This window comes from Rhodospirillaceae bacterium, assembly GCA_040219235.1.
Lineage (GTDB): Bacteria > Pseudomonadota > Alphaproteobacteria > Rhodospirillales > Rhodospirillaceae > WLXB01.
On the sequence record JAVJSV010000011.1, the window covers coordinates 182,921 to 204,773 of the forward strand.

The window sequence follows — 21,853 nt, forward strand, 5'->3', positions numbered from 1 at the left end:
CCAGGCTCGGGTGGTTTATATCGGGCCGGTTTCGTCACGACAGGCATGACTCTGTGTTTATGGCTGTGCTGCTGCGCAGAATCGGCCCTTAACGCGTTGTTATCCCCTAGCTTTTAATCTAATACTCTAGTGTTAGGGCGCAAATTGCCCGGCAAAGTATCAATGGGGGCTGATCACAGTGGATCCCACTTTTCTAACGGGTGCGAACGCGACGTTCGTGGCCGAACTCTATGCGCAATACTTACGCGATCCGTCGACGGTCGACTCATCGTGGAGTGCCTTCTTTAACGATCTTGGCGACGAGGCCGGAGACCTGCTGGGTGAGCTCGATGGGGCCAGCTGGGCACCGTCAGAGGCGGCCGTGATCGGCATCGCTGATCCAGATGCAGCTTCATCAGCAAAGACGCCTGCGGGTAAGCCAAACGGCAAAACGGGTGGCGCACCCGCGCCGTCTGCCACCGCCGATCACGCGGACCTGTTGCGCCAGACAGAAGACTCCATTCACGCGCTGCAAATGATCCGCGCCTATCGTGCCCGGGGTCATCAGATCGCCAACCTTGATCCGCTCAAGCTCCAGAAGCCGGAATCCCATCCGGAATTAGACCCCAAGGTTCACGGCTTTGATGACGGCGACATGGACCGAGAGATCTATCTCGGTGGTGTGATGGACATGGAGCGGGCGACGGTTCGCCATCTGCTTAATGTTCTGAAAGAAACCTATTGCGGCTCGATTGGGGTTGAGCTCACCCATATCCAAGATCCAGATCAAAAGTATTGGCTGCAAAAGCGCGTCGAAAGCGAGCGCAACCAGACGGACTTCTCCCAACAGGGCAAGATGGCCATTCTGGAACGCCTGACCGAAGCGGAAGGGTTCGAGAAATTTCTCGGCACCAAATATACCGGCACCAAGCGGTTCGGCCTGGATGGTGGCGAAGCCACGGTGCCCGCCATTGAGCAAATTCTAAAAGTGGGTGGTAAATTAGGCATCCAGCAAGTGGTGCTCGGCATGGCCCACCGTGGCCGTCTGAATATCCTTGTGAATGTCATGCACAAGCCGTTCACGGCAATTTTCTCAGAGTTTCAAGGCAACTCGCCAAACCCGGACGAAGTCGAAGGCTCCGGCGATGTGAAGTATCACCTGGGGACGTCGGCGGACCGTGAGTTCGATGGCAATGTGGTGCACTTGTCGCTCACCGCCAACCCGTCTCACCTCGAAGTGGTTGACCCCGTTGTGTTGGGCAAAGTGCGGGCCAAGCAAGGCCAACTAAAAGACTTGGAACGCAAGAAGGTCATGGGGCTGTTGTTGCATGGCGATGCGGCGTTTGCCGGTCAGGGCGTCATTGCCGAGTGTTTTGGGTTCTCGCAAATCGAGGGCTACACCACGGGCGGCACACTTCATTTTGTCATCAACAACCAAATTGGGTTCACCACAACACCGCAGTACAGTCGCTCTGGTTTGTATTGCACCGACATTGCCAAGATGGTCGAAGCGCCGATCTTCCACGTCAATGGCGATGATGCCGAGGCTGTGATTCACTGCGCCCGCATCGCCACGGAATTCCGCCAGGAGTTCGGCGTCGATGTGGTGCTCGATCTGGTCTGCTATCGCCGCCATGGCCACAACGAGGGCGACGAACCAAAGTTTACCCAGCCGCTGATGTACGACCGGATCGGCACCCATCCCACGGCGCGCTCGGTCTATGCCGAGAAGCTGGTGGCTGAGGGCGTCCTAAGCCAAGAGCAGGCCGACCTGCAAATGAGCAAGTTCCTACATGAAATGGAAGTCGATTTTGAATCGGCGGCATCTTATCGCCCCAACAAAGCGGATTGGTTTGAAGGGGCCTGGAAAGGTCTCGATCACCTGGCTGGTGAAGAAGAATACCAGGAGCACGAAACCGGCATCACCGAGAAACTTCTAACAGAAGTCGGCCACGCCATTTCCACGGTGCCGGATGATTTCAAGATCAACTCAAAGATCGCCCGCCAGCTCAAAGCCAAGCGCAAAGCCATTGATACCGGTTCGGGCATCGACTGGGCCACGGCGGAAGCCTTGGCCTTTGGGTCTTTGCTGGTTGAAGGCGCTCACGTGCGGTTGTCCGGTCAGGATTGCCGGCGCGGCACCTTCTCGCAGCGCCATGCCTCCTTGGTCGATCAAAAAAACGAAAACCGTTACGAGATGTTGAACCACATCCGCGAGGATCAGGCGTTTTTCGAAGTTATCGATAGCCCGTTATCTGAGCTGTCCATCGTCGGGTTTGAATACGGCTATTCCCTCGCTGAGCCTCACGCCTTGGTGTTGTGGGAAGCCCAGTTCGGCGATTTCTCTAACGGCGCGCAAATGATCATCGATCAGTTCATCTCGTCCGGGGAAAGCAAATGGTTGCGTCTTTCCGGCTTGGTGCTGCTGCTGCCGCATGGCTATGAAGGTCAGGGGCCGGAGCACTCTTCCGCCCGGTTCGAGCGGTACCTGCAGATGTGTGGCAACGACAACTGGCAGATTTGCAACATCACCACACCGGCCAACTATTTCCATGCCTTGCGCCGCCAGGTGCGTCGCGCCTTCCGCAAGCCGTTGGTCATCATGACGCCAAAATCTTTGCTGCGGCACAAGCGCTGCGTCAGCGACCTCAGCGAGATGAATACAAATTCTCAGTTCCTGCGGGTCATCGGCGAGACTGAGAAACTCGCAGCGGCCTCCAAAGTGCGGCGCGTCGTTATGTGTACCGGTAAGGTCTACTATGATCTGTTGCAGGCCCGCGAAGACGCCGAGATTAATGACGTTGCCATCGTCCGGGTCGAGCAGTTGTACCCCTGGCCGAAAGAAACCCTTAAGGCAGAGTTGAAAAAATATAAAAATGCCGAAGTGGTGTGGTGTCAGGAAGAGCCAGCCAACATGGGCTGCTGGACTTTTGTCGACCGGCGTATTGAATATGCGCTGGAAGAAATCGACATCAAAGCAAAGCGCCCGGTCTATGCCGGGCGTATGCCCGCTGCATCGCCGGCAACGGGGCTCATGAAAGTACACGTCAAAGAGCAAAACCAATTGGTCGAGTGGGCGCTGAACACGCCGCTTGGCGACATCCCTCAACCGTTCCGCCGCCTTACAAAACTGGCTGCTGAATAATACAACTCTGTTAGGATCGAGGACGCTATGTCGACAGAAATTAAGGTGCCCCAGCTTGGGGAATCCGTCACCGAAGCCACTGTAGCCAAGTGGCTCAAAAAGCCCGGCGAGTCCGTTGCGCTTGATGAGCCATTGGTGGAACTGGAAACCGATAAGGTGACGCTGGAGGTCAACGCCTCTGCCGCAGGTAAGCTGTCTGAAATTATCGCCGAAGAAGGCGCGGACGTCGAAGTTGGCGCGGTTCTCGGTCTGCTGGCCGAAGGCGAAGGCGGCTCTGCTTCGAAGTCAGAAGACAAGAAAGACTCCGCTAAAAAAGAGGAGTCCGCCAAAGACACCTCTAAAAAAGAAGACTCCACCAAAGAAGACTCGAAAAAATCAGACGCGAAGACAGAGGACAAGTCCGAGGACAAGTCCGAGGGCAAGTCTGAGGGCAAGTCTGAGGCGAAATCCGAAAGTAAGTCTGAGAGCAAGAAAGCGAGCAAGCCAGCTTCGTCAACGTCCTCTCAGAGCGCCGATTACCCGCTCGCGCCATCCGTGCGCCGTTTGGTCGACGAGCATCATCTTGATCCCAAAAGTATTCCAGCCACCGGCAAAAACGGTCGTCTGACCAAAGGCGATGTGCTGCAATATGTCGCTTCCGGCGGCCAGGGCGTGTCTGCGCCTACCGCGCCCGAGCGCGGCCCACGGGAAGAGCGGGTCAAAATGACGCGCCTGCGCCGCAGCATTGCTGGCCGCCTGAAGGAAGCGCAAAACACCGCCGCCATGCTCACCACCTTTAACGAGGTGGACATGACAGCCGTGATGGACGCCCGCAAAAAGTATCAGGATGCCTTCGTTAAAAAGAACGGCATCAAGCTGGGGTTCATGTCGTTCTTTGCCAAGGCGTGTGTGACGGCATTGAAAGAACTGCCCGCCGTCAACGGCGCCATTGAAGACGATGAGATCGTCTACAAAAACTACTACGACATCGGTGTTGCGGTCGGCACACCGCAAGGTTTGGTGGTGCCTGTGGTCCGTGATTGCGATCTCAAGGACCTGGCCGAAATCGAAGCCGACATCTCAGGCTACGGCATGAAGGCGCGCAACGGTAAACTCACACTGGAAGAAATGACCGGCGGCACCTTCACCATTTCCAATGGCGGCATCTACGGCTCCATGCTGTCGACGCCGATTTTGAATACACCGCAGTCGGCCATTTTGGGCATGCACAACATCACCCAACGGGCCATGGTCATGGACGATGGTTCCATCGCAGCCCGGCCGATGATGTATCTGGCGCTGTCCTATGATCATCGCATCATTGATGGCCGCGAAGCTGTTACCTTCCTGGTCCGCGTCAAGCAGTGCCTTGAAGACCCAGCCCGCATGCTCTACGACGTATAAGGCAGAAAACTTATGGCTGATTCTACATACGACGTCATTATCATTGGGGGTGGCCCCGGCGGCTACGTCTGTGCTATTCGCGCCGCGCAGCTGGGTCTCAAAACCGCCTGTGTTGAAAGCCGCAGCACCCTCGGCGGCACCTGCCTCAACGTCGGCTGTATTCCGTCCAAGGCGTTGCTGCAGTCGTCGCATCTGTATGAAGAAGCCAATCTCCATTTCGCCGATCACGGCATTAAGGTGGGCGACGTTAAGCTCGATCTCAAAACCATGATGTCCCGTAAGGACGACGTTGTCGGCAAGACCACCCAGGGCATCGAATTTCTGTTTAAGAAAAACAAGGTCGACTATCTCAAGGGCAAGGGCAGCATCACCAAAACCGCTCTGGGCGCCCATGAAGTCACCGTCAAACCAGACGGTAAAGGCAAAGCGCAAACCTACACCGCCAAGAACGTGGTGATTGCCACAGGATCAGAGGTCACACCGCTGCCCGGTGTTGAAATCGACGAAAAAACAGTCGTCAGTTCCACCGGTGCGCTTGAGCTTAAAAAGGTGCCCAAGTCCATGGTGGTCATTGGGGCTGGCGTCATCGGCCTGGAAATGGGTTCGGTGTGGCGTCGCCTTGGCACGGATGTCACGGTTGTCGAGTATCTCGATTTCATTTTACCGCCTATGGATGCGGAAGTGCGCAAGCAGATGCAGCGCATCCTCGAAAAGCAGGGCATGAAATTCAAACTGGGCGCAAAAGTCACCGAAGCCAAAGCGGGTAAAACCGGTGTCACCGTTAAGGTCGAACCTGCGGCAGGCGGCAAGGCGGAAACGCTGAAAGCCGATGTGGTGCTGGTCGCCATTGGTCGCCGTCCGTTTACCGAAGGTTTGGGCCTGGATAAAGCGGGTGTCAAAACCTCAGATCGTGGTTTCGTAAACGTCGATGATCACTACCAAACCAATGTGGAAGGCATCTTTGCCATTGGCGATGTCATTGGCGGCATGATGTTGGCCCATAAGGCGGAAGACGAAGGCATGGTGGTGGCGGAATCTCTGTCCGGCCTCACCCCGCACATCAATTACGATGCCATTGCCAGCGTGGTGTACACCTGGCCCGAAGTGGCGGGCGTCGGCAAATCGGAAGAGCAACTCAAAGACGCCGGCACCAAATACAAATCAGGTAAGTTTCCGTTCACGGCCAACGCGCGCGCGCGTGCCAATGGCGACACCGATGGCTTTGTTAAAATTCTCGCCGATGCCGAAACCGATGAACTGCTCGGCTGCCACATCATTGGCCCGTTGGCGGGGGATTTGATTATGGAAATCTCGGTCGGCATGGAATTCACCGCCTCGGCGGAAGACATTGCCCGCACCTGTCACGCCCACCCGCAGTTGGGCGAAGCCATCAAGGAAGCGGCTCTGGCCGTCGATAAACGCCCAATCCATATGTAGGTCGCTCAAGTCGGGAGCGCAGCGACGGGCGAGAGGGGCACAAGACAAAAGTCTTCACCTAGCGGTGCTGCTTGAAGACACAGTTTCTAAAGGTATGTTGGGAAGTTTATACCGGTTTGCCCAGTGCCACCCATTTAGTCATAGCATCGAGCAGTTCTTTTGTCGGGTAGTCTTGGATATCGTCTTCTTCAAAGCCCAATCTGAGTTGTTCTTCATAGTGCCATTGCTGAAAGTCAGCATAGGCGGCGAGGATACGCGCCGCTCCCTCTAGCTTTATTCCAGACTCACTACTTAGCCAGTTGCGAACTTTTCTAACAGCATTTTGATATTCGCCTTCATGTGCTTTGATGTCGAATCCAGCGATGTCCGATAGAGCTTTTTGGTATTCGTATTTTTCTTCCGCAAGGATCAAAATCTTCTTCGAGCGCCCGGCCCTTGAGTAGTGGCGGTAGCTATAGTCAATACCAAGCTCAAAGGGCATGTTCATTCTGTAATATTCGCCAACAGACTTCGCTTTGCATCTGCTCAAATCATGTATCGAATATTTTGAGTTTTCGATTAGGCTTCTAATCTTTGAAAGCCGGTTCTCCCCGGAATCGTTTCGCTCAGTGGAAAGCCGTGGAGAAAACCCTGAATAGATAATGCAAAAAAGCACCGCCTGAAGAATAGGTTCGTATTCTTCATCAAGCGGGCAGTTAATGAAGACGCATTTGTCAAAATGGGCGTCAGCCACAATTTATCCCTTAGGTGGGTAAGGGTCTCGACCGTAGGAGTTACGCTCTCTAATGCGTCCATCACGACCATGAATATATAATTCGGTTTGATTGCTCCGAGCACTCTTAGTCGCGCTTTCAATAGCTTCTTTCTGTGTTGTGTATACACCTGATGCTCTGGTGGAGCCGGTACGCTTTACGCTCCATTTCCCATCCTTCGGAACAACGTGAACGCTTTTCTTTGGCACGGCCCTGACCTTTCTTTAGCTTTCATGATTGTTTTAAGAATATAACAGATTTTAATAGAAGTGGCATCTCATATCGATTGTAATCTCGCCATTCCTTATCGTTTGAGTTTTTAAACCACAGGGCAATGGCTCAGTCGCTTTTCTCACTGCCATCCCCGGACAGACTCCATCAATGCGAGCATGACAAGTAAGAGAGGAATAGCCGATGTCCAATGTCCGCGTATTTCTCACGCTTCTGATAGCGCCCTTTTTCACGTTCTCTGCATTCGCACAAAGTCCTGAAACACAGTCGCATCCAGAGTTTGCTCGTTTCTTTGAGCTGGCCGGAACGGTCGGCACGATTGTTGTCATGGATGTGCACAGCCAAAAGATGGATGTCTATAACCCCGCGCGCGCGGCTCAGCTCTTTCCACCTGCGTCCACGTTCAAAATTCTGAACTCTCTTATTGCGCTTGAAACAGGCGTGGTGACCGATGTTGATACACAAATATTCAAATGGGATGGCGTAGACCGAGGAGGGGCGGGTTGGAATAAAGACCTTGTGCTCCGGTCAGCTTTTGCAAATTCAGCGTTCCATGTTTACCAGCAAATTGCCCGCGACGTTGGGCTTGAGCGCATGACCGGTTATCTCGAAAAAGTGGGTTACGGCACGGGCACGGTTACGAACGAAAACCTAGATTGGTTCTGGGTACTCAAGGGGTTTCGTATCAGCGCAAACGCGCAAGTACAGTTTCTTAAGAGGCTCTATTTAAATGATCTGCCGTTTTCTCAAAAGACCATCGCGGCGGTCAAAGACATCACCATCGTTAAACGCGATAAGAATTACGTTTTGCATGGCAAGACGGGATGGACGACTGACGTTGACCCTTCAATCGGCTGGTTCGTGGGATGGATAGAGCGCGGCAACACAGCATCCGTTTTCGCACTGAATATGGATATGAATGATCTCAGTCAGGCGCAGGCTCGCATTACGATTACCAAGGATGTCCTGACCGCGTTAGGTTTGCTGTAGCGGCATTCCATTGCCTCTGTCGAGTCACCGCACTCAACACGCATTCCAAAACACCCAACACGGGTCAGGGATAACCCACCCAGCGCCGCCCTTGTTGGGCAACGCCGAGAGAACATTCTCAACCCCAAGTTTAATACCCATGATTCGCTCTGATTTGGCTTGTTCCAGCCCGTCAGCCGTCTATGGTTGCGCGGCCTAAACAATTAAAACGAGCAAATAATTCAATAGCCAACAACTAAAAGTGATGACGTTCTAAATGAACACAGCTGACCGCGTTCGCGCGCCTTCTATCGCCGTTGTTATTCCCGCTTACAACGCGGTGGCCACGCTTGATCGCGCGTTGCACAGCGTGGTCGAGAGCCTCGCTGTCGCCCGCGCGGAAATTCCCGCGCTGATTTCTGAAATCGCGGTGGTGGATGATCACTCCACCGACGCCACCGCCGCATTGATCAAGCAGTGGGCGCAGCAGCAAGACGACATTAAGCCGGTCTTGTTAGGGGAAAATCGTGGCCCTGGGTTCGCGCGCAACGAAGGGGTCCGCAAAACCACGGCGGCGCATTTGTTTTTCCTGGATGCGGATGACATCTACTACCCCAACCACATACTCACCTGCCTTGAGCACCTTATGGCGCGGGACGATCTTGGCTATGTCTTCACCAAGCTCCATGTCGATATGCCCATGGATGCAGCCTGGCGACAGTCGTTGGATGAGAGCAACCCGATCAACTTTTGTGTGCGCCGGGTGTGGCACGACATGATTTTGGGCTTTGCGGAGGAACCCGATTTTAAAATTCATCGTACCGAAGACACGCTGTATCGCAAATGCCTGCGGCAAGCTGTAGCTCATGAAAAAATTCATGTCGAAACCTGCGAGCAGTTTGTCTCGCCGGGCAATGCGCTCGACCGTCAGCGCAAAAAACTCAGTATGTCGGTCGATGCGTGGAAAGCTTCCGATGTCGACGATGGCTTTTTCCTGACCGACGCTATGAAACGTGTGATCGAAACACGTCTCAATCATGTGCGGAATTTGGTGGGGAAAGAATAGACCCTCTAAGTTGTCACCGCTTGCGGATGACACAGCTGTTCCAGCGCAATCGTTCAAATCTCTGAAATCCGCGTAAAAACCGCAGAGGTCTGCGCCGTTTCAGGCTTGGTGCCGAGGGACTTGTTACATTCTCTCTAAGGCATTGTATTTGTTGGATAAAAATTAAAAAACCCCTCGTGCATGGGCTCGTTCCGAGCTTAAACAAGGTTCTCGTTTCGAGCTTAAACAAGGTTCTCGTTCCGAGGTCGAGGGGCCTGTTAAAAAGGTGGAGGTTTTTCTCCTCACCTATTCCGCGTGTAGTTCAACCTCGTGCAGCATCAGCCGGTCATTCACCGGGGTCCAGGTTTTAACCCGGGGGCCGATGCCGTCCAGGCCCAGCATGGGAAACAGAAAGATCGATGAGGCTTGATCCCGGTAGCGGGTGATCACCTTCCGGGTGAGGTCGGCGCGCACCTCGGCATCCGCTGTGACCAGAGCCTCCTGATACAACGCTTCGGCTACGGGGTCGCAATACCAGGACGCAGCCCAGGTGCACGAATGCAAACGGAACGGCCGCAAGCCATCCATGGTCGGACCTGTGGCAAAGTCGATGCTGAACATATGTCCGTTCCAGCCGCCCTGGGTCATGCTGGCGATCACTTGGCTGTACATAATCGGCCGCACTTCAACACGCACGTTCACCCGCGCCAGATCGGCGGCCACCTGTTGCATCACCGCGTCAGTTGATCCGCTGGCCCCGGTGACCACTTCAAACACCACATCAAATCCGTCGGCTACGCCGGCCTCTGCCAGAAGGGCGCGCGCTTTGTCCGGGTCGTAGGCATAGGCTTCAAGGGTGGGGTCAAACCCGATAGCTGCCGCTGGGCTCGGTTGAGTGGCGGGTTCCACATAGCCGCCCATCAACGCCTCTGTAATGGCCTTGCGGTTCACGGCATAGTTCATGGCCTGGCGGACACGCACATCTTTAAACGGGCTGTCGTCCGACAAGGTTTCCAGCGCCACAACAGAAATGCGCACGGGGTTGCGCAGGTGCAGCTTTAAGCCTGCGCGCGTGAGGCGGGGCTCATCATCGGGGCCGAGGTTCAAGGCGACATCAATCCGTCCCGACACCAACGCTTGTAAACGCGAGGTCGATTGCGGCAACGCCAGCACTTCCAGCCGGTCGATCTTTGGTGCACGCCAGGAGTCCGGGTTGGCGCGCAACAGAATGCGTTCTGCCATCCAGTCGTCGACAATGAATGGCCCCGACCCAATGGGATCTTTCGCCAGCCCTTCTGCGCCAAACTCTTCCAAGTGCTTCGGCGGTACCATGTAAAAAAACGACATATAACGCGGCAACAAGGCATGCGGCGCGGTGGTGGTAAACTCAACTGTATCCTCATCCAGCGCCCGCGCCCCGGTAATAAAGTCGAGTTCGCGCGGCAGGCTGAAGGGAATAAAATCATCCCGTTTAAACGCCTCGACCATGGCCACGGCAGCGTCTGCGGTCACCTTTTCGCCGTTCGAGAAATAGGTGTTGGGTCGGAGGTCGAAAGTCCAAGTTAGATCATCAACGCGGGTCCAAGACGTTGCCAGTTGCGGCTCAACTTCGCCCTGTTCATTCACCAAGGTCAGCGTGTCGTAGATCGCCGGGTAAAACATGTGCGGCGTTGTGCCGGTCGAGAAGAACGGGTTTCCCTGTGCGGGCGGCATGGCAATGAAGCCCAGGCGCAACTGACTGTCGGCCTGTGCATTTTGCAAGCTTGAGCAGGCCGCAAATGCGAGTCCGGCAATCAGGGATGTGACTCTCATTTTCAGACGTCCTGTTACTAATTGTCGAGTGTGATGGCGTGATACGGAATGCGCCCACCGTCTTGAGTGTAGCCCTGCACCTGCGGGTTCACACCGTCTAAGCCCATGCTCTCGACCAGCATTAAAGCCGCCGCTTCTCGGTGATAATGGGCCAGAACCTCTCGCACCGCAGTCATGCGGTTTTCAACATTCATCTCACTTTTCGCGCGGGCAATGGCAGGCTCAATGCGCCTGTCGCAGTACCACGGGTAGGGCCAAGAGCAGGAATGTAAACGAAACGGACGCATGCTGCTGCCAGTCGGCAGCACTTCATATTCAAAGCCGAAGGCCTGTCCATTCCACTCGCCTTGCAGCACGCCGCGCACATATTGTGCCCAGGGCAAAGGCCGGACTTCCATCTCGACGCCAATGCGTACCAGATCTGCGGCCACCTGCTGGTACATGGATTCCATGTGGGTGCCGCCGGTGCCCGCACTAAACTCAAAAATAAACTCAAAGCCATTGGGGTGGCCGGCTTCTGCCAGTAACGCTTTTGCCTTGTCTGGGTCGTAAGGATAGGGGGCAAGGTCCGGATTGCGCTCCGGGTTTAGATCAGCGGTCATTTGGCTCATCACCTTTGACCGACCGTCCATGATGGTTGCGGCAATGGCCTCCTTGTTGACCGCGTAGTTCAACGCGCGCCTCACGCGTACGTCTTGCAACGGTGACTCAACCAAGATGTTGAAGGCAACCACATCCACGGATGTGGCCGGACGTTTGTACGTGCTTAGGCCCGCGCCTTCCACCGTGTAAGTGTCGTCGGGTCCAATTTCAGAGGCCACATCAACGCGATCTGTGAGCAACGCCGCCACGCGCGATGCAGTTTCCGGCAGCGCCAGTAATTCAAGTTTGTCGATCTGTGGCGCGCGCCAGGCGGTTTCAACGGCGTTCAATTCGACGCGTGTGGCTTGCCATTTAGTGACCTGAAAAGGCCCAGTGCCGACAGGCTCAAACGCAAAGCCATCGCGTCCTAGCGCCTGCCAGTGCTGTGGCGCGACCAACGGCACCACGGCCATCAATCGCGAAAACTCAGGCATGGTCACCTTGGTGACAAACTTAATCGTGTGGGCGTCTATCGCTTCCATGCTGGCAATATCCGCTACGTCGCGAGACAGCGATTCACGCTGCCCCTCTTCGCTTTGTAAATAGCGATAGCTGAACAGCGCGGCTTCGGCGTCGAGGGGTTCGCCGTTGGAAAATGTGACGCCGTCCCGCAAGTTCACAATCCAGGTCAGATCATCGGTGTTTTCCCAGGCGACCGCGATGCCCGGCGCGATGCTGAGGTTGGGACCAAGTTGGGTCAGAGTGTCGAACATAGCGCCATACGTGTACCAGGACGTGCGCGCGCTTGAGGTGAACGGGTTGCCATTGCCTGTCGGCAGCGATGCCAACCCCATCCGCAATGTGGTTTCAGCGTGTCCTGTCAGGGGCGTCAGCAGGGCCAGACCGACGGTAAGCAGCGTGATTTTTTTTAAATATGTCATGTCTAAATATTTCATGGTGCCCACAGTACGGAGGGTTTAGAGCTTCTGTCTAGATCAGTCGTCTTTTCTGTATACTGTACTCATCATGGTTTTTCGCGCTCTTGTCTTAAGTCTGTCTTCGGTGTGCGCTGCGCTCACTTTAGCAGCCCCGGGTGTCGCTCAAGAAGATGATCGACGCTTCCGCATGAACCTTGGCCTGGATTATTCGTCCGGCTCTTACGGTGAGCCTGAAAAAACAGAAATCCTCTACGTGCCATTGTCTTTGCGGGTCGAAGACGGTCCGTGGACTCTGCGTGCTGTGCTGCCGTGGCTCCATGTGTCAGGCCCGTCTTTGATTCTGGATGGCGGCGACAGCAGCGGTGGCGTCGGGACTAGAACAAATGCCAGCGATTCCGGTTTGGGCGATATGTCTCTCTCAGCCATGTACAGCTTCGAGCAGTTCTATGTGCAGGATTTGTTCTTGGATGTGACAGCGCGAGTCAAAATTCCAACGGCGAGTCTGGAGGCGGGTTTGGGCACAGGCGAGCCCGATGCTGCTCTACAGTTTGATGTGGCCAAGGCGTTTGGTCCGTTCATTCCATTTGCGACGATTGGTTACCGCTGGGTCGGTGTGCCGGACGGTTTTAAACTGCGTAACACGGCTTATGGCAGTGTGGGCTTGCAGTACTCCTGGTCGGACCGCGTGGCGACGGGTTTATCTTATGACTACCGACAGTCTTCGGTGAGGGGCAATGAAGCGCCGCAGGACGCCACGGCCTATTTGAATATCAGATTCGCTGAGGATTGGTCGGTAAATATTTATGCGGTGAAGGGCTTCTCCGATAACAGCCCAGACGCCGGCGGTGGCGTTGCTTTTGTCTATCGGTTTCCCTGGCAGGAACGCGCACGGCAAGAGAAATAAAATCTCTCTTTAACGTCTACACCTAAAGCCTACACCATGGGGGGGCGATAAGTGTCAGGGCGTTCCCGTTGGGGGCGCTCCGGAATAGCCGAATTCGGACGATCTATCGGGCGTTGACGTTCGATGCGTTCCGGGCGTTGTATGGGTGTCGGACGCAGTTTCACAGGCCGCATCATTTCAGACGGTCGCAACACTGTAATCACCGTGCGCACGCGTTCAATTTCCCGGGCAGCAATTGTACCGTTAGACCCAATGCGCCCGGTAACCACAACACGATCCCCCGGCTTCACGTCAGCGGGGAGATCCAGACCCGTAACCGGTATGCCTTGCACCGACAGCGCTGATGGGGTTGAGGGCACATACCCTTCGACGAACACTTCTGTGACGGTGTCCTCAAAGGGCAGGTTCGGTTTGGCAATGGCCACATCCACCGCAAACGCACCGTTACGCATTTGCCCGGCGACGAAAGCTTGAGCGCCAACCGTCAGGTTTTCCGCTAAGGCCGCGCGATCAAGGTTGATGTCTAAATCACCGATCCGGGCCTTGCCGCTAGAGGTTGAGGTAACATGCCCTCTGATAACCGCGCGGCCATCGTCACTGGTTTGATCCAGCCGCGAGGCCACAATCACGCCGTCCTCGAGGCGTAAGCCTGATACCCGAATGGTGTCGCCAACCTTCAAAGCGCCAAAGGCGGCTTTTTGCAGGGGGTCGCCTTCCAGGTTGACCCGCACGGTTTGACCCAGCACCACCAGACGGTCCGCATTATGATCAATACGGCTGATCGGCCCTGTGACGGCATGGCGGATTTCCAAACGCTCCAGGCGCAACACCCCGTTCTGATCGCGTTGGGCAACACCTTCAATAACCTGCCCGATTTTCAGATCCGTCAGTCCTGCGGGACGCCCATCGCTTTCAACTGTTGTCTTGGCGTTGTAGTCCAGTTTCAAGCCATTCACGATGATGCTGCCAAAGCCGGAAATCGTGCCGATGATGCCCGTGCCGCCGATCCCGTCGCCGCCATGTTGCGCAAGGACACCCGTGCCACCGATCCCGTCGCCGCCATGCATGTTTGCGATAATGCCGGTGCCGCTGATACCATCGCCGTTCGTGGCGGCTGTCTGAGACTCTGAGGGTGGGGTTGCGCAGGCGGAAACCAGAACAAGCGCAAAAGCTGCCGCAGCAAATTGCTGCAGCGCATTTGTTCCGGTCCTTGCCCGCTTGGTCCCCATTATGTCTCCGACTCTGAGTCCTGTTGATCGTCTAGGCTGTGGTCGTCATCGTAGAAATACAAGCCAAAATTGAACCTGTATTTCGCATTTTCCAACCCTTTATCCGCTTCAACACGCTCTCGTGCCATACGGTTTAAGGCTAAAAGAGCATCCATACCGACTTTTTCGGCGCTTTTCTCTAGTTCTTTTACCGAGGCTTCTGTCAGGCCCCCATAATGAACGCTCCGCTCTAAGCGCGGGTTCCCGTCACCGATCAGGTTGTCTGAGGTGGTTGCTAAGTGATCATGGATGTTGCGACCGAAATAGAAAGCTTTTTCGTCAAAGCCCTTCTCTGGAATGAACGCTTGGCGGTTCAGCACAACTCTGTCTTGATCATCGATACTGGCCACGCCCAGGCGCAACCATTCATCCAGCACTGCGCGGGGTCTGACATCCGTTGAGATATCCTCGACCAGGCCGTCAAAGGAGGCTTCGTCAGGGCTTTTGCTTTGCCGGGGTAACGGCAAGGGGTGCCCCTCAGAATCTGTGGTCTGAGCATCGCTGACCCAGCGGGAGACAATCTGCGCTCCCAGCCCGATAGCCTGGGGCATCGCTTTTTCAATATGGCGCTCTTCCCGCAGGCGTTTCACATCTTTGCGGTGCACGCCGGTCAAGAGGTTGATGCGGCTGTCCGTCTGGCGTTTCCCTTCTACTGGAAAATTTTGCTCGGCGACGGATACAAACGTTTCCTTCAGCAGCGTGGTCAGCAGCGGCAGCGTCACGCCCTTGCTGATCATCAAACGCACAAGCGGTTTAAGTACCCGACGCAGCGCAGAAATCAGGGCGTCAGGCGGCCCGCCAGCGGTGTGCGGGGTGCTCAAAATTCAGCTCTTTGGCAGGGAATTTCAGTTTTCATGGAAAGGATCATATCAGATTGTGGGAAAAATTCCCACATATTTTTCTTGACGCGTGATAATTCTCTGGCTTAAGGTTCACTTGTTCGTGGGAAAAATTCCCACATAATGATAAACGAAGCAGTAGCAACCAACAAGGAAATGCTAATCCAGACAAACGTGTTCAGTACCCTATGTGATCTCGCTTATCTGTCACTGTCCCTGAGTCAGTTCCTACCCCGGTGACAGAAAGCATCAGTTGCCTCCCGCTTCTTTCTGGTTTCTGCTGACGAGTGGAAATCTTAGAGGGGCGGGAGGTAGCATTTTAGGCTCCGGGATCCTTGTTTTCTTCCATTCTATTTAGGCTCGCGTCTCCCCTTTCTTTTCTGCGTAGTCTTTTGCACACTCCGCCACTCTGAAAAGTAAGGACTTAAAATATGGCGGCCGAGACTGAGACGGAAATTTTTGCAGATGCAATCGGTGAGATAACGGTCACCGGAAGTGTCGTCCGCGTCGATCTTCTGACCCTATCTGTTTCAGATCGGGATGATCAAGGGCGCCTTAAGCCGAAGTTCAAGCAGCGTTTGATTTTCCCCATTGAAGGCTTTGCCCATGCAACGGAAGCCATGGTGCAGATGCGTCAGCAACTCATTGATCGTGGCATATTAACCCGCACCGATGACGGGGCACCTCAGATGCATTTCAATGAAGCCGGATCTAAAGAGCAGCCCAACTGATATTTCTGGCGATCTCGCTGAGGATATCATTGCGCGTTTATAGCGGGCGCGAAGGCCAGGCTGGCCACCATCCATGTTGTGAGCAGGGCAAGGACGACGAGCGTTAGGCCCGTCAGCCTGATCCAGAAACGATAGCGACTAGACATTGTGCCGCGCCTTTCAGCTTGACCAAAGGAAGGCGGACTCAATAACTTAATAATGGCATGGGCAGCGCAGTTGTGTGGCGGCACTGTGGCTTTTTAATAAACAGACTAAATTTATTGATTTGCTAAGATTTCGCGCGCTTAAGGTCTCGAATGGTGAAGCGTGCCGGATGCAGTGCATTGGCAACGTCTCGTGAGACAGGGGGTGGTCCACCAGTCGCTAAGCTCACCAAAACCTCAGCAGCGAGGGGAGCGGCCACCGTGCCGCGCGCACCCAAGCCGGTCAGCACGTAAAGTCCTTTGTGATATTTGGCCTCTGGATAAGCGGTCCATTGATGCCCGTGGCGCACGGCGGCGAAATCGTGTTCGTAAGCCTCTAGGTCTGGTAGAGCGCCAGCCAGCGGCAGGTGATCTGCGGTCGTGCATCGTATTCCAACCCAACTCTCGAGCACAGCAGACCAATCGAAATTTCCAGCCATTAACGCTTGCGCCTCTAGGAGATTTTGACGATCTGCTGATGTCACTGGTTTAAGCGAATCGCTTACGCCCAAAGTAGCGTTAAGGTGATCAAAAGTGGCACCGATAATGTGATGGCCGTCGATGGTGGGTGTGACGTACCCTTGGCCGGTGATGACGCATGATAGGGCGGCGCTGTCCGTGGTTGGCCTGACGCGTGTGACCTGACCGCGTCGGGCAAGCAGTTGTAATCTTCCAGCTTGAGTAAATCGCTGCGTTTCCAACCCGCAGGCCAACACCACAAATTCAGCCTTTAAGATCGCGTTGCCGCGGTTGCCCAGGATCTGCCAACCGTCTCCATCCCGCCTCAGTTCCGCTGCGCGGGTATCTGAGATTAAGGTGGTTTGATGCAGCAGGGCTTCGCAAAGGCGTTGCGATGATATGGTGCCGCCGTGGGGGAAAAAGAGCCCCCCCCTTTTTAAAGGAACACCTGAAAGATCCGAGGCTTCGTTGGCATCGACAGTTCGCACATAGCTGTTTGGCAGCACACCGGAGTTTGCGATGGCAAGGTGACGCTGTTTGTCGTTCGCGTTCTCGCCAAGCTGTAATACGCCACAGGCCATATGCTGAAGGTCGAAGCCATTGTCTTCCAGTGTTGCTATCAATCGAATGAGTTTCGGCCAAGCTGTGGCATAGAACGCGCCATCCATGCTGGCGGCAGCTGTTAAGCGCGGCATAAAAATTGCTGCCGGTGTTGCGGACGCACCGCTGGCGATTCGTGTCTGTTGTTCAATTACGGTGACATTAAATCCATTGCGTTGAAACGCATGCGCAGCGGTGGCTCCGGCCAGGCCGCTCCCAATCACCGCAATGTCTGTGGATGGCCTGGTGTGCACTGTTGGTGTTTTGAACCAAGGCTCCTGGCGCGACTCTAACAGCGGCCCCGAAAACTCAGCCTGAAGCACTTCACGCTTCTTGCCGAACCCTTTTCTTTTGCTTACGGAAAACCCCACGTCAGATAAGCCGCGCCGCACCGGTCCGGCGACCGTAAATGTCGCCAGGCGCGTTCCCAGATGAGACAGACGCGCGATCTGACTTAAAACCTCTGGCTGCCACATGTCCGGGTTGCGGTCAGGCGCGAAACCATCGAGGAACCAGGCATCCACGTCAGCCTCTAAACCGCTGAGCATTTCCAACACGTCACCAAAAAGAAGCGTTAGAGCAACTTTGCCATCTTCAAAAAACAGGCGATGGTATCCGGGTTGAGGCGTCGGATAGCTGTTGGTTAAATCCAAAGAGAGCGAGCAGAGTTCGGGCCAGTGCTTGTGACTGCTTACAAGGTTTTCCCGCAGAAGCGGAAACCCTTCCACCGAGATGTAATGCAAAATATCCGGTCGGTGCGGGTCTTGTTGCCAGGCGTGCCACGCGGCGAGAAAGTTTAAACCGGTGCCGAACCCGGTTTCTGCAACTGTGAAACGATGGCGTTCGCGCCATGTGTCCCACAACCCACAACCGTCTAAAAACACATACCGGGATTCCGCGAGGCCGTCATCGGCATCAAAGTAGGTGTCCTGAAACTGTTTAGAGCGCGGCGCACCATTTGGGCCGACGTCCACATCGGCATTTTTGAGGTGTATGAACTTTCGGCTGCTGGTCATCTCTGGTGCTATAGCATCTTTGCCTTATCCTGGCCGAATTCTTGTGGGTCTTATCTCCCTCTGACATATGCTACCGTTTCAGGGAAACCGATGCCGAGGACTCTTATTGTGGTGCGATGTTTTGCTCTGATCACCGTGGCGCTGACTTTATCGCTGCCTGTTTATGCGGCTGATGGTGTAACCGAAGACGTGGTCACTTTTACCACTGCTGACGGCGTCATCCTGCCTGCCGTGTTGATGTACCCTGAGGCGGGCCTGAATAGCCATGGGCCTGCCATTTTGCATCTCCACGGCGGGCCCGGCGGTTCACCCATCCGCCCCGACAGTGCGGCGCGATATGCAGCGACAGGATTGGCCCAGCAAGGGTACACCAATCTCTCGATCGAGACCCGCCACGCCACCCGCTACTCGTTCACCCGTTTTGATGAAGTGATTGAAGACATTCGCGGCGGTGTGGATATGCTCGCCGCGCGCGGCTTTACCGATATCATTCTTGCCGGCGCTGGTTTGGGCTCGCTGCGGGTTGCGCGCTATATGGTCGAAACGGACGACCCCCGTGTCAAAGCCGTAATTCATTATTCGCCAACTCAGAACATGGCCGACAACTGGCGGCAACGGGTTGGGGAAGAAAAATACTGGGAAACCGTTGACCGGGCCTCCCGCGCGGTTGAAGAAGGCGGACGCCAGCCGTTTATTGATCTTGGAGATGGTCTCATCTTCATTCCCACCAGCTTTCTTGACTGGTTCGGCCCTACCGCTAAGACATCTTTGTCCGCCAATATCGCCGGTATTGATCGTCCCATGCTGATGCTCGCTGGCGAAGCTGACCCGCTGGTGCCGAAAGGCCGCCTGGAGGAATTAAAAGCGGTCGCGTTCATCAGTCCGCGCGTCGATATAAAATATTATCCCGGTGTTGGCCGCATCTTTGACGGTGTGCGCGATCAGGTCGTTACGGATACTTTGAACTGGCTGACAGAGGTTGGCTTGCCACCGCGCCCGGCCATACGCTCTGAAGTGATCGACATCGCAGACATCAACGGTGAGGCGCTGTCTGGAATTTTGTATACACCGGCAACAGGCGAGGATCGCACACGACCAGCCTTCATGCTCATGCACGGTTGGACCAGTGATGTTATGCGCTCCTCTACTCATTGGCTTGGTGTGCGTCTCGCCCAGGCCGGCTACACGGCGCTGGCGTTCCAGCATCGCGCGTCCGGGTATCGCGGTGTGGTCAGCGGTACACTTGAATCTCTGCCCGATGATTTCGCGGTCTGGGTCGATGCCATGTCTGGTCGTGGGTACACGGATCTTGTCGGTGTAGGTCATGGCGTCGGCGGGTTGTGGTGGACGTATTATCTTAGCCAACGGGCAGACCCGCGCCTCAAGGCCATAGTGTATCTGTCCCCAACCCGTGACATGCCACGCCACGCGCGCACCGGCATGGGGGATGATCTCTACGCCCGGGCTGTTCTTGAAGCGCAAGAAGCGGTGAGGGATGGCGAGGGTGAAACTTACCTGATTGATTACCCCATGCCTCAGGCCGGGTATGACGACGACCCGCGTCAGCAGATGTTTTTGCCGCCGCCGGGGTCCGGCTTTACCTATTACTATGCCAAGAGTTTCCTCAGCTATTGGGGACCAGCGTCAGCGGCGGTTCATACAGCCCGTATTGCCGAAGTTGATATTCCAGTGCTTGCGCTTGGTGGGTCACGCGACCCCTTTATGCAAAATGCGTATCTGATTGAGTTTACCGAAGCGGCTAAAGGTCCGGCGAAATACATTTTCTACGGTGGCCCCGAGGGCGCAGCGTATTCTTTTGACGGTTATGAAGATCGCGTGGCGCAAGATGTACTGTCATGGGTTGGGCAAACGATTACGCCCTAGCGGGGTATTCCAATGGGAAAGCAAAATCACGTCAAACCGGCTTGCAGTAGAACAGCGCGCTTCTAAGTCTTTACCGTTTTACTCAGACGGGGTAAGCCTGACGCCATGGATATTATTCGCAACTGGTTCAAAACGATCTCAGACAATCCGCAGCTCACCCTGCTGATTTTGTTGCTGATTTTTGCCACCACGGCGTTGGTTCTTACGGCAAATATTTTGGCGCCATTTTTGGCTGCGGTTGTGCTGGCCTATTTGCTGCAAGTATTTGTCGACAAACTCGAAAGCTATGGCGTGTCGCCATGGCTTTCCATCACACTCGTTTTTGTTGTGTTCATCATGTTGATGTTGGCGATTGTTTTTGGTTTAATTCCTTTGTTGATTCGTCAGATCACGCAACTCACCCGGCAGGCGCCGGACTTTATTACCAGCTTGCAAAACACTGTCAGTCATCTGCCTGATAAATACCCATCTTTGCTGACACCGGCCCAGGCGTCGCAGATCATGAATCAGTTGCAGACAGAAGTGCTGGATTTTTCCCAGTCCCTGGTGGGGTCTTTGGGTGGCACGGTGATTGGTCTGATGACCTGGATTGTCTATCTGATCATTGTGCCCTTGATGGTTTTCTTCCTGATCAAAGACAAAGATAAAATCGTCAACTGGCTGGCGTCATTCCTGCCGCGTGACCGGCAGCTTGCCAGACAAGTCTGGGCCGAGGTCCATAATCAATTGCAGAATTATGTGGGCGGCAAAGCGCTTGAAATTCTTGTGGTAGCGGTGGTCACTTACATCACGTTTTCACTGATCGGTTTGCAGTACGCCTTGCTGTTGGCGGTGATCACCGGGTTCTCGGTTTTGATTCCGTATATCGGCGCGGCTGTTGTCACCCTGCCAGTTGCTGTGGTTGCCATTTTGCAGTGGGGTTTTACCAGTGATGCCGGGATCGCGGTGATGGCCTACGGCATTATTCAGGCACTTGATGGAAATGTGCTGGTGCCATTTGTGTTCTCAGAAGTGGTTGATATTCATCCTGTTGCGATCATTGTCGCCATTCTGTTTTTTGGCGGCATTTGGGGGTTCTGGGGTGTTTTCTTTGCCATCCCGCTCGCGGTTGTGGTGCAGGCGGTGATCCGTGCCTGGCCCAAAACGTCGGCTGAGCTGGAAGCCGCCACAGCGGAGTGACGTGTGACGGCCCCCGCGACCCCTGAAGGTTTGCTGGCACGTTTAAACGGGCTAGGTCTAAAGACATACACCGAAGATCATTCTGCCGCATTCACGGTCGCAGCAGCGGAGTCGATTGTTGGGCACATGCCTGGCGTCCACGTCAAGAACCTGTTTTTGTGTGATACCAAGAAAAAGATGTGGCTGGTGACCGCACCGTGGGACTGCGCCATCAATCTTAAAATACTCCCGTCTCTCATCGGCTCGAAGCGGCTGTCTTTTGGGTCACCCGAGAGATTGCTGCGCACGCTTGGTGTTACGCCTGGGTCTGTCTCTCCCTTTTGTGTGATCAACGATCCGGACGTTCAGGTGCAGGTTATTCTTGATTCTTGGATGATGACGCAGCACCAAATCAATGCTCATCCGTTGATCAATACAAAAACCACATCAATTCACCCCCAAGATTTACTGAAATTCATGCGTGCATGTGGTCACGCACCCCGTATAGTTGATCTAATGCAGACCAATTAGGAAGCCTT

The 21,853-nt window shown here is 54.8% G+C and carries 17 protein-coding genes; 10 read left to right on the top strand and 7 right to left on the bottom strand.

Annotation, left to right across the window (positions count from 1 at the left end):
* Nucleotides 1-178 precede the first annotated feature (178 nt).
* The 3 genes from RIC29_04910 to lpdA are packed head-to-tail and all read left to right on the top strand — an operon-like array spanning nucleotide 179 to nucleotide 5,944.
* The gene (locus RIC29_04910; protein MEQ8734242.1) at nucleotides 179-3,124 is read left to right on the top strand and encodes a 2-oxoglutarate dehydrogenase E1 component; all 2,946 of its coding nucleotides are present in this window, start codon (nucleotides 179-181) and stop codon (nucleotides 3,122-3,124) included.
* 27 nt (nucleotides 3,125-3,151) lie between these two features.
* Nucleotides 3,152-4,507, top strand: coding sequence for a 2-oxoglutarate dehydrogenase complex dihydrolipoyllysine-residue succinyltransferase (gene odhB, locus RIC29_04915; protein MEQ8734243.1), 1,356 nt, complete (start codon nucleotides 3,152-3,154; stop codon nucleotides 4,505-4,507).
* 12 nt (nucleotides 4,508-4,519) lie between these two features.
* Nucleotides 4,520-5,944: a dihydrolipoyl dehydrogenase gene (lpdA, locus tag RIC29_04920; protein ID MEQ8734244.1), complete on the top strand. Its 1,425-nt coding sequence runs from the start codon at nucleotides 4,520-4,522 to the stop codon at nucleotides 5,942-5,944.
* A 106-nt stretch (nucleotides 5,945-6,050) separates the two neighbouring features.
* Here the strand turns inward: lpdA and RIC29_04925 are convergent, their stop codons facing one another.
* Both RIC29_04925 and RIC29_04930 read right to left on the bottom strand, forming a co-directional pair.
* Nucleotides 6,051-6,677: a hypothetical protein gene (locus RIC29_04925; protein ID MEQ8734245.1), complete on the bottom strand. Its 627-nt coding sequence runs from the start codon at nucleotides 6,675-6,677 to the stop codon at nucleotides 6,051-6,053.
* Nucleotides 6,678-6,680: 3 nt separating this feature from the next.
* The gene (locus RIC29_04930) at nucleotides 6,681-6,905 is read right to left on the bottom strand and encodes a DUF2188 domain-containing protein (protein MEQ8734246.1); all 225 of its coding nucleotides are present in this window, start codon (nucleotides 6,903-6,905) and stop codon (nucleotides 6,681-6,683) included.
* A gap of 205 nt (nucleotides 6,906-7,110) precedes the next feature.
* Here RIC29_04930 and blaOXA point away from each other — a divergent pair, with 205 nt between their 5' ends.
* Both blaOXA and RIC29_04940 read left to right on the top strand, forming a co-directional pair.
* Nucleotides 7,111-7,917, top strand: coding sequence for a class D beta-lactamase (gene blaOXA, locus RIC29_04935; protein MEQ8734247.1), 807 nt, complete (start codon nucleotides 7,111-7,113; stop codon nucleotides 7,915-7,917).
* Between the two features lie 256 nt (nucleotides 7,918-8,173).
* Nucleotides 8,174-8,962: a glycosyltransferase family A protein gene (locus tag RIC29_04940; protein ID MEQ8734248.1), complete on the top strand. Its 789-nt coding sequence runs from the start codon at nucleotides 8,174-8,176 to the stop codon at nucleotides 8,960-8,962.
* A 285-nt stretch (nucleotides 8,963-9,247) separates the two neighbouring features.
* Here RIC29_04940 and RIC29_04945 read toward each other — a convergent pair whose 3' ends face one another.
* Both RIC29_04945 and RIC29_04950 read right to left on the bottom strand, forming a co-directional pair.
* Complete coding sequence (locus RIC29_04945; protein MEQ8734249.1) at nucleotides 9,248-10,753, bottom strand: ABC transporter substrate-binding protein; 1,506 nt, start codon at nucleotides 10,751-10,753, stop codon at nucleotides 9,248-9,250.
* A 17-nt stretch (nucleotides 10,754-10,770) separates the two neighbouring features.
* Entirely contained in the window at nucleotides 10,771-12,276 is a 1,506-nt protein-coding gene (locus RIC29_04950; protein ID MEQ8734250.1) for an ABC transporter substrate-binding protein, read from the bottom strand.
* An 85-nt stretch (nucleotides 12,277-12,361) separates the two neighbouring features.
* Between RIC29_04950 and RIC29_04955 the strand changes: the two genes are divergently transcribed.
* The gene (locus RIC29_04955; GenBank protein ID MEQ8734251.1) at nucleotides 12,362-13,177 is read left to right on the top strand and encodes a hypothetical protein; all 816 of its coding nucleotides are present in this window, start codon (nucleotides 12,362-12,364) and stop codon (nucleotides 13,175-13,177) included.
* Nucleotides 13,178-13,206: 29 nt separating this feature from the next.
* Here RIC29_04955 and RIC29_04960 read toward each other — a convergent pair whose 3' ends face one another.
* Both RIC29_04960 and RIC29_04965 read right to left on the bottom strand, forming a co-directional pair.
* Complete coding sequence (locus RIC29_04960) at nucleotides 13,207-14,406, bottom strand: DUF5666 domain-containing protein (protein ID MEQ8734252.1); 1,200 nt, start codon at nucleotides 14,404-14,406, stop codon at nucleotides 13,207-13,209.
* Nucleotides 14,406-15,266 carry a DUF6502 family protein gene (locus RIC29_04965; GenBank protein MEQ8734253.1) on the bottom strand — a complete coding sequence of 287 codons (861 nt, stop codon included), beginning with the start codon at nucleotides 15,264-15,266 and terminating at the stop codon, nucleotides 14,406-14,408. The genes RIC29_04960 and RIC29_04965 overlap by 1 nt, the downstream gene beginning before the upstream one ends.
* A gap of 449 nt (nucleotides 15,267-15,715) precedes the next feature.
* Here RIC29_04965 and RIC29_04970 point away from each other — a divergent pair, with 449 nt between their 5' ends.
* Entirely contained in the window at nucleotides 15,716-16,015 is a 300-nt protein-coding gene (locus tag RIC29_04970) for a hypothetical protein (GenBank protein ID MEQ8734254.1), read from the top strand.
* A 268-nt stretch (nucleotides 16,016-16,283) separates the two neighbouring features.
* On the opposite strand, the gene mnmC is transcribed toward RIC29_04970, so the two are convergent.
* Nucleotides 16,284-18,272, bottom strand: coding sequence for a bifunctional tRNA (5-methylaminomethyl-2-thiouridine)(34)-methyltransferase MnmD/FAD-dependent 5-carboxymethylaminomethyl-2-thiouridine(34) oxidoreductase MnmC (gene mnmC, locus RIC29_04975; protein ID MEQ8734255.1), 1,989 nt, complete (start codon nucleotides 18,270-18,272; stop codon nucleotides 16,284-16,286).
* Nucleotides 18,273-18,362: 90 nt separating this feature from the next.
* Here mnmC and RIC29_04980 point away from each other — a divergent pair, with 90 nt between their 5' ends.
* The 3 genes from RIC29_04980 (at nucleotide 18,363) to RIC29_04990 (ending at nucleotide 21,845) form a co-directional block, all read left to right on the top strand.
* Nucleotides 18,363-20,156 (top strand): alpha/beta hydrolase, encoded by a 1,794-nt coding sequence (locus tag RIC29_04980; GenBank protein MEQ8734256.1) that lies wholly within the window; start codon nucleotides 18,363-18,365, stop codon nucleotides 20,154-20,156.
* A gap of 105 nt (nucleotides 20,157-20,261) precedes the next feature.
* On the top strand, nucleotides 20,262-21,335 hold the full coding sequence (locus RIC29_04985; protein ID MEQ8734257.1) for an AI-2E family transporter: 1,074 nt from the start codon (nucleotides 20,262-20,264) through the stop codon (nucleotides 21,333-21,335).
* A gap of 3 nt (nucleotides 21,336-21,338) precedes the next feature.
* Nucleotides 21,339-21,845: a prolyl-tRNA synthetase associated domain-containing protein gene (locus RIC29_04990; GenBank protein ID MEQ8734258.1), complete on the top strand. Its 507-nt coding sequence runs from the start codon at nucleotides 21,339-21,341 to the stop codon at nucleotides 21,843-21,845.
* Nucleotides 21,846-21,853 lie beyond the last annotated feature (8 nt).